Genomic DNA, 8,176 nt, shown 5'->3' with positions numbered 1-8,176 from the left:
GCCCGATCAGGCCGGAGTGATCCGGCTCGGTGTGGCTGACGATCAGATGATCGATGTCCTTCGGATCGATCTGCTCCTGCAGCAGCGGCAGCCAGGTGTCCTCGAACTTGAGGTGGCTGGTGTCGATCAGCGCCGTGCGCTCACCCCGCACCAGGAAGCTGTTGTAGGTCGTGCCGTTGCGCAGGCCGAACTCGATGTCGAAGCGGCTGCGGTCCCAGTCGAGCGAGCGGATCGTGGTGGTGTCGGCGGCGATCGCCTCGCACTGCAGGCTCAGGCGAGGGTGGCTGCTCACAGCTGCATCCAGGGTCACGGCAGATCCCATTGGCACACCAGGCGTCTCGCCGAACTGTAGGGAGAGCGTCCCCTGGCCTGGTCGGCGCCGCCGAGCCGCCTCAGAGCCACCACCAGTCGCCGAAGGCGGCGGCCTGGCCGCAGGACTGACCGCCGTCGCCCGCGTCCGGCTCGCTCCAGAGGGTCCAGACGCGAGCGCCGCGGATCCGGAAGCGGCGGCCCTGGCTGTCGATACGGATGCCGCTGTAATCGCCGATGGCATGCCTCTGGCGCAGGCTCGTGAGGGCCCGGGCGCGGTCGGCCCGCTCTGTTGGTTCGGCGGTGAGCCGCGACGGCATTCCGACCATGGCGTGCCAGGGACGCCGCCAGAGCCGCAGGGCGGCGCAGTTGGCGTAGATCAGCCGTGGGCCCGGGTCGCCCGCCGGGTCGGCGCCGTCGTGGGCCAGCACCACGGTGGGCGCGGCGAACAGCTCCTGGGCCAGCAGTCGCGGCTCGCTGGTCTCCATGTGGGCGGTCAGGAGGGGCCGCCCGAAAGCCCGCCGATAGGAGCCTGCGATCCGGGTGACGATCGTCAGCGCCTCCGGCGTCAGCCAGGGGGCCTCGGTCATGGGCGCCGACCCGGCCCCCCAGCCTGACCCCCAGCCGGCTCGGCGGCCCCGTCGGCTTCGGCGCTGCCGTTGCCCATGGCGATGGCCAGGGCCTGGGCCGAGGTGCGCTGGCCGTGCTCGCGCAGGTGCTCGAGGAAGAGGCGGTTGGCCTCCGGGAAGCGGGCGTCCTCGGCCAGGGGCAGGGGGCCGGCCTGATCCAGGCCCGTCTCTCCCTCCATGGCCGGGGTGATCACCACGAGTGCCGGATCGAGCGCCGCGTCGTAGCGCCACCAGCGGCCCGGATCCCTGATGGCTGCGGGGGNGNNTAACGGGGCCTGGTCGGCGGCCGACTGGNAGGCCTGATCGGCTGCAGCATCCCCCTGCCGGGCGGCTCGGGCCTCCTTCGCCTGTCGGGCCAGCAGCTGGCGGCGGCGNCNNAAGGCCAGTTCGCTGAGCAGCTGGGTGCGGGTGCGGCCGCGCAGCTGGAACAGCACGAAGGGGTCTTCGCTGAAGCGCTCGCCCATCAGGTAGAAGACGGCGCTCACGTGCTTGCAGGGATTGACCTTGTCGGGGCAGGTGCACTCGCTGCGCACCTCCTGCAGCTTGAAGGGGAAGAGGCGCCGGCCGCTGGCGGCGAAGGCGCGCTCGATGTCCTGCGGCATCACGCCGGCCAGCAGCTGGGCCGACCAGCGCGCCTTCTGGCCGAGCGCCTCCAGCACGTAGTTCCAGTCGTCGTCACTGAGCACGTCGAGCCAGAGCTTCACCTTGTAGGGGTCCTCGCCGCTGCCCTGCACGCGGGCGTGGACGCGGCGCCCCTCGAAGCGGATCGAGAGCACGTTGCCCTCGCGCGCATAGGCCCAGGCCCGCTCCAGCCGTTTCTTGAAGCGGTAGCCGTTGATCAGCTCCATCCACTGCTCCACCCACCAGGGTTGCTGGCTGAGGCCCTGGTCGCCNAGCTGGGTGGTGATGGCGGCGGCCGGTGTGTGGGTCATGGCGTCAGTCCTCGCTCAGGGTCACCAGGTCCTTGAGCTGGTTCACGTCGAAGCCGCCCAGCCAGTCTTCCCCGGAGCCCACGATGTCTTCGGCCAGCTTCGACTTCTCCTTGATCATCCGGTCGATGCGCTCCTCCACCGAGCCGCTGGTGATGAACTTGTGCACCAGTACCCGGTTCTGCTGACCGATGCGGTAGGCCCGGTCTGTGGCCTGGTTCTCCACGGCCGGGTTCCACCAGCGGTCGATGTGGAACACATGGCTCGCTCTGGTGAGGTTGAGGCCCACGCCTCCGGCCTTCAGTGAAAGCAGGAACAGCTGCGGGCCGCGCGGGTCCTCCTGGAAGCGATCCACCATCGCCTGGCGTTCGGCCTTGCTGGTGTTGCCGTAGAGGAAGGGCACCTCCTGGAGCCACTTCTGTTCCAGGTGGGCCTTGAGCAGGTGGCCCCACTCGGCGAACTGGGTGAACAGCAGGGCCCGATCGCCCGCTTCGATCACCTCCTCGAGGATCTCCTCGAGCCGCTGCACCTTGGCGCTGCGGGCGGCGAACTCCCGGAAGAAGCCGGCATCGGCAGGATCGGGATCCTGCTTGAGCGCCAGGGCCGGGTGGTTGCAGATCTGTTTGAGGCGGGTGAGCAGCGCCAGCACCTGGCCGTGCTTCTGCCCCAGGGGCGCCCGCGCGATCGCATCGAGGCTTTCCTCGACGGTTTTGTTGTAAAGCTTCCTCTGTTCGGGGGCCAGGCCCACCCACTCGTTGAGCTCCAGCTTCTCGGGCAGGTCGGAGATGATCGATTTGTCGGTCTTGAGCCGGCGCAGGATGAACGGGCCTACCCGGGCCTGAGGTCGCGCAGCGAAGCCATGTCGCCGTAGCGCTCGATCGGCAGGCGGTAGCGCTGGCGGAAGAACGGCTCATCCCCGAGCACCCTGGGATTGAGGAAATCCATCAGGGCCCACAGCTCGCTCACCCGGTTCTCCACGGGCGTGCCGGTGAGGGCGATCCGGAAGCGGCTGGTCTTGCCGGGGCGGCCCAGATCCCGTGCCGCCATCGACTGCTTGGCGGTGTGGTTCTTGATCGCCTGGGCCTCGTCGATCACCATGCCCTGCCAGTCGATCGTCTCCAGCAGTTCGCTGTCGCGCTGCAGCAGGCCGTAGCTGGTGAGCACCAGATCGACGCCCTTGAGCGCCTTCCTGAGGGCTTCAGGGGTGGCCGGACGGCGCGGGCCGTAGTGCTCCCGCACCACCAGCTCGGGGGTGAAGGCGGCCGCCTCCCGCTTCCAGTTGGTCAGCACCGAGGTGGGAGCCACCAGCAGCACAGGCCGCTTGAGCTCCTGTTCGGCCCTGAGGTGCTGCAGGAAAGCCAGCAGCTGGATCGTTTTGCCCAGACCCATGTCGTCGGCCAGGCAGGCACCCTGATCGAAGCGGTGCAGGAAGGCCAGCCAGCCCAGACCCCGCTCCTGGTAGGGCCGCAGCTGGCCGGCGAAGCCCGGCGGGGCCGGCAGCGGATCGGGAGCCTTCTGCTGGTGGTATTGCTCCAGCACCGCCTGCAGGCGCGGCCCGGCCGTGAAGGCGTGCACCGGCAGACGCTGCAGCGTCTCGCCCTCGTTGCCGGTGATGCGCAGGGCGTCGTCGAGGCTGAAGGGGGGCTCGGCCGAGCAGAACTTCTCGGCGTTCTTGAGATCCAGCGGCCGCAGCTCGATCCACACCCCCTTGTGCTGCACCAGCGGGCTGCGCTTGGTCTGCAGCCGCTCCAGGTCGCGCAGGTTGAGGGTGACGCCGCCGATCATGAACTCCCAGTGCCAGTCGAGGCTTTCGCCGAGGGTGAAGCCCCGCGACCGTTCCGGCAGCTCGGCGGTGATCGCCAGGCCCAGGCGGCTGGCCAGCCCTCCCGAGAGGCTGGCGGGCAGCACCACGCCGACACCCACATCGCGCAGGCGGGCGGCGGCGGTGCGCACCAGCACGAAAGCCTCGGCCGGGGTGAGCTGCATCGCCTCCGGCGTGGCGGCATCGAGACCCCGCTCGATCGGCTCGAACACGGTGAGGGCGCGGCCCAGCCCCTCCAGCAGCAGGCGCCGGGCTGCTCCACCCGCACCTCGCCCAGGGCCAGGTGGTTGTCGCCGGCGGCCCACACCACCCCGGCCGGGGATCGCAGGCTGGGGTCCGCCTCGGCCTGCAGGCTGAACTTCAGCTCCCACAGCTCCTCGCCCTCGGGCGGGGTGAACAGCTCCAGGCAGGCGCGGGCCGGGGCGACGCTGCCGGCCACCCCCTCGCGCCAGTGGTGGCTGGCGATCGCCAGACGCTCGCGCTCCTCCTCCTCGAGCTGGATCTGGCCGTCGCGGCTGGCCAGCCCCTGCTCCCAGGCCGCCAGCAGCGGGTCGAGGCCCTGGCCGTCAGGCTGGAAGGCGGCGCGCAGCTGGCCGTCCAGAAGCCTCTCCACCAGGTCGACCACGAACAGGCGGTTGGAGCGGGGTCGGCGGCAGGAGAGTGCCGCACCGTCGCTGGCGGCGGCCACCACCTGGGGCAGGCGGCTGGCCAGCTCCTCGAGCCGGCGGCGGTCGTCCTCCCGGTTGAGCAGGGGGCGCCAGCGGGCCTCGCCGCCGGCGGCATCGGGGAGCCAGCGGCCCCGGGCGATCAGGCTCAGGCACCAGCGCTGCAGATGGGCCCACCAGCGCAGGTCGTCGCCCAGACCGGCCGCGGCGAAGCCGGAGAGGGGCAGCAGGCTGAGCCACTCGGCGGCGGCGGCGGGCCGCAGGATCCAGCCTTCCACCTGCCACGGCCACCAGAGGATCTCCCTGGGCAGGGGCTCCCCGGCCTGGAGCGGCAGGCCGCTCCAGGCCTCGGCGTCGCTGGCCTTCTGACCCCTGGCCAGCACCGGTCGGCTGGGCAGGGTGAGGCTGGCGCGGGCCTGGCGCACCGCTTCCGACCAGAAGCCGTGGTCGTCGAGCCAGGTGGCCACTTCATCTTCGTTGAGGGCCAGAGGGTGCTCGGGGGCCTCGAAGCCCGGCGTGACCGGCGCCGCCACCCGCCAGGTGTCGGCCCAGAGCAGCAACCCGCAACCACCCACCACGGCGGGGGAGGTGTGCCAGGTGGCATGCAGCAGGCTCATGAAGGCGGGTGTGGCCTTGGGGCCAGAAGGTGCGCCGTGTGCAGGAGGGTGTGCAGCAGCAGGGCGGCGCCGATCAGCGGCAGCCATGCCTGCAACAGCTCCATCATCACAGGTGGCGCGACCCTGGCCAGGGCCGCGGGCCAGGGTTGATCCACGGGCCAGGCTTCGAGGCTGGCGCTGCCGAGGCTGCGGATGCCGCACACGGCTCCCACCAGGCCGGCCTGAAGGTGGCTGTCATCCGGGTCGACCCGCTGCAGGTGGAAGGCCAGCAGGCCGTAGAAGAAGCCGCAGCCGCCGGCCCGCAGACCCGCCTCCAGGCCACCCAGCACCAGACCCAGAGCCAGGGCCGCGCCACCGGCGCCCAGGGCCCAGCCGAGCGAGCGCAGCCGCAGGCGGGCCCGATCGGTGTGGGCTGGGATGCCAGGAGGGTCGGCCGGACTCACGGTGNTGCTGGGTGGCAGCGGGCCTGTGCTGGGCGATCATGCCTGGTTCAGGATTTGTCTGCCCCGCCATGGCCGCCACCCCGCGCACCGGTCGTTCCTGGAGCGGCGACCAGATCCGCGCGGCCTTCCTCGACTTCTTCGAGCAGCGCGGCCACCGGCACATGGCCAGCGCCTCGCTGGTGCCCGACGACCCCACGGTGCTGCTCACGATCGCCGGCATGCTGCCGTTCAAGCCGGTGTTCCTGGGGCAGTCGCCGAGGCCGGCGCCGCGGGCCACCAGCGCCCAGAAGTGCATCCGCACCAACGACATCGAGAACGTGGGCCGCACGGCGCGGCATCACACGTTCTTCGAGATGCTCGGCAACTTCTCCTTCGGCGACTACTTCAAGGAGCAGGCGATCCAGTGGGCCTGGGAACTGAGCACCGGCGTGTTCGGGCTGTCGCCGCGCAACCTGGTGGTGAGCGTGTTTCGCGACGACGACGAGGCCGAGGCGATCTGGCGCGACGTGGTGGGGGTGAACCCCAGGCGGATCATCCGCATGGATGAGGCCGACAACTTCTGGGCCTCGGGGCCCACCGGCCCGTGCGGCCCCTGCTCGGAGATCTACTACGACTTCAGGCCCGAGCTCGCTGACGACGGCATCGACCTGGAGGATGACAGCCGCTTCATCGAGTTCTACAACCTGGTGTTCATGCAGTACAACCGCGACGCCGAGGGCACCCTCACGCCGCTGGCCAGCCGCAGCATCGACACCGGCCTGGAGCGCATGGCCCAGATCCTGCAGGGGGCGGCCAACAACTACGAGACCGACCTGATCTACCCGCTGATCGAGACCGCGGCGGGCCTGGCCGGTGTCGACTACCGATCCCTCGATGACAGGGGCAGGACATCGTTGAAGGTGATCGGCGACCATAGCCGCGCCATCACCCAGCTGATCAGCGACGGGGTGACGGCGTCGAACCTCGGTCGCGGTTACATCCTGCGTCGTCTCCTGCGCAGAGTCGTGCGCCATGGACGCCTCCTCGGCATCGACAAGCCCTTCCTCGAGGCGTTGGGCGAGGCCTCGATCGCGCTGATGCGGAACGCCTACCCGCAGCTCGACGAGCGCCGCGAGGTGATCCTGGCGGAGCTGCGGCGTGAGGAGGCCCGCTTCCTGGAAACCCTGGAGCGGGGCGAAAAGCTGCTGGCCGATGTGCTCGCCGCCAAGCCGCAGCAGATCAGTGGTGAGCAGGCCTTCGAGCTCTACGACACCTATGGCTTCCCGCTGGAGCTCACCGAGGAGATCGCCGAGGAACATGGTCTCCGGGTGGATGTGGCCGGTTTCGAGGCAGCGATGGAGCAGCAGCGCCAGCGGGCCAAGGCCGCGGCGGTGAGCATCGACCTCACCCTGCAGGAGGCCATTGACCAGGTGGCCGCCGCCGCCGAGGCCACCGCCTTCAAGGGCTACGAGGCGCTGGAGCACCCCAGCTGCGTGCTGGCCCTGGTGGTGAACGGCGAGCCCGCCACCCAGGCCGCCGCCGGCGACAGCGTGCAGCTTGTGCTCGACACCACGCCCTTCTACGGCGAAGGCGGCGGTCAGGTGGGTGACCGGGGGGTGCTGCTGGGCGGCGGCGACCAGACCAGCGTGGATGCCGGCGTGATCGTGACGATCGAGGCTGTCAGCCGCAACCGTTCGGTGTTCGTGCACAGCGGTCGGGTGGAACGAGGCCAGATCGCCGTCGGCGATCTGCTCACGGCACGGGTGGATGCGGCCTGCCGCCGCCGCGCCCAGGCCAACCACACGGCCACCCACCTGCTGCAGGCGGCTCTCAAGCAGGTGGTGGATCCGGGCATCGGCCAGGCCGGCTCGCTGGTGGATTTCGATCGCCTGCGCTTCGACTTCCACTGCCCCCGCCCGGTGACGCCGGCCGAGCTGGAGCAGATCGAGGCCCTGATCAACGGCTGGATCAGCGAGGCCCACAGCCTCGAGGTGCGGGAGATGGCACTCGAGCAGGCCCGCTCTGCCGGCGCGGTGGCGATGTTCGGCGAGAAGTACGCCGATGTGGTGAGGGTGGTGGATGTGCCCGGCGTGTCGATGGAGCTGTGCGGCGGCACCCATGTGACCAACACGGCCGAGATCGGCGTGTTCAAGATCGTGAGCGAGAGCGGCGTGGCCGCCGGCATCCGCCGCATCGAGGCGGTGGCCGGACCGGCGGTGCTGGCCTACCTCAATGAGCGTGAGGCGGTGGTCAGGCCCNTGGCCGAGCGCTTCAAGGCCCAGCCCGGCGAGATCGTGGAACGGGTGACGGCCCTGGCCGATGAGCTCAAGACCACCCAGAAGGCGCTGGCGGCGGCCCGCAGCGAACTGGCGGTGGCCCGGGCGGCGGCCCTGGCGGCCCAGGCGGAGGCGGTGGTCCCGGCGGCCGCTGGCGAGCCGTTTCAGCTGCTGGTGGCCCGGCTCGATGGCCTGGATGGTGCCGGCCTGCAGGCCGCCGCGCAGGGGTTGGCGGATCGGCTGGGTGAGAGAGCTGCGGTGGTGCTGGGCGGTCTGCCGGATCCGACGGATCTCACCCGGGTGATCCTGGTGGCAGCCTTCGGATCGGCCGTGATCAGCGCTGGCCCCAAGGCGGGGGCTTTCATCGGCGGGGTGGCCAAGGCCTGCGGCGGCGGTGGTGGCGGACGGCCCAACCTGGCCCAGGCCGGTGGGCGTGACGGCGCGGCTCTGGATGGGGCTCTGGCGGTGGCTCGGCAGGAGCTGCAGCGCCAGCTGGCGGGCTGAGTT

The 8,176-nt window shown here is 70.7% G+C and carries 5 protein-coding genes and 1 pseudogene; 1 reads left to right on the top strand and 5 read right to left on the bottom strand.

Annotation, left to right across the window (positions count from 1 at the left end; all coding sequences use genetic code 11):
* The 5 genes and pseudogenes from SYNGFB01_RS04710 to SYNGFB01_RS04690 form a co-directional block, all read right to left on the bottom strand.
* A partial coding sequence (locus SYNGFB01_RS04710; protein WP_152669534.1) for an MBL fold metallo-hydrolase occupies positions 1 to 322 on the bottom strand: 322 nt, incomplete at its 3' end.
* A 70-nt stretch (positions 323 to 392) separates the two neighbouring features.
* Complete coding sequence (locus tag SYNGFB01_RS04705) at positions 393 to 899, bottom strand: MEKHLA domain-containing protein (protein WP_048017142.1); 507 nt, start codon at positions 897 to 899, stop codon at positions 393 to 395.
* Positions 896 to 1,870, bottom strand: coding sequence for an SWIM zinc finger family protein (locus SYNGFB01_RS04700; RefSeq protein ID WP_048017141.1), 975 nt, complete (start codon positions 1,868 to 1,870; stop codon positions 896 to 898). The genes SYNGFB01_RS04705 and SYNGFB01_RS04700 overlap by 4 nt, the downstream gene beginning before the upstream one ends.
* Positions 1,871 to 1,874: 4 nt before the next feature.
* Positions 1,875 to 4,971 (bottom strand): annotated as a pseudogene (locus SYNGFB01_RS04695) (SNF2-related protein).
* Entirely contained in the window at positions 4,968 to 5,414 is a 447-nt protein-coding gene (locus tag SYNGFB01_RS04690) for a hypothetical protein (protein WP_235299927.1), read from the bottom strand. Before SYNGFB01_RS04690 ends, SYNGFB01_RS04695 begins: the two are co-directional and overlap by 4 nt.
* A gap of 68 nt (positions 5,415 to 5,482) precedes the next feature.
* Here SYNGFB01_RS04690 and alaS point away from each other — a divergent pair, with 68 nt between their 5' ends.
* Positions 5,483 to 8,173, top strand: a complete 2,691-nt coding sequence (gene alaS, locus SYNGFB01_RS04685; RefSeq protein ID WP_048017140.1) for an alanine--tRNA ligase — start codon at positions 5,483 to 5,485, stop codon at positions 8,171 to 8,173.
* Positions 8,174 to 8,176 lie beyond the last annotated feature (3 nt).

This window comes from Synechococcus sp. GFB01 (genome assembly GCF_001039265.1).
Taxonomy (GTDB): Bacteria; Cyanobacteriota; Cyanobacteriia; order PCC-6307; family Cyanobiaceae; genus NIES-981.
The sequence above is the reverse complement of the archived record's forward strand: the minus strand, read 5'-3'. Positions and strand labels throughout refer to the sequence as shown.

Bases quoted from the DNA above. Each gene is read 5' to 3' on its own strand.
- SYNGFB01_RS04705 (WP_048017142.1), bottom strand. From the start codon at position 899: ATGACCGAGGCCCCCTGGCTGACGCCGGAGGCGCTGACGATCGTCACC.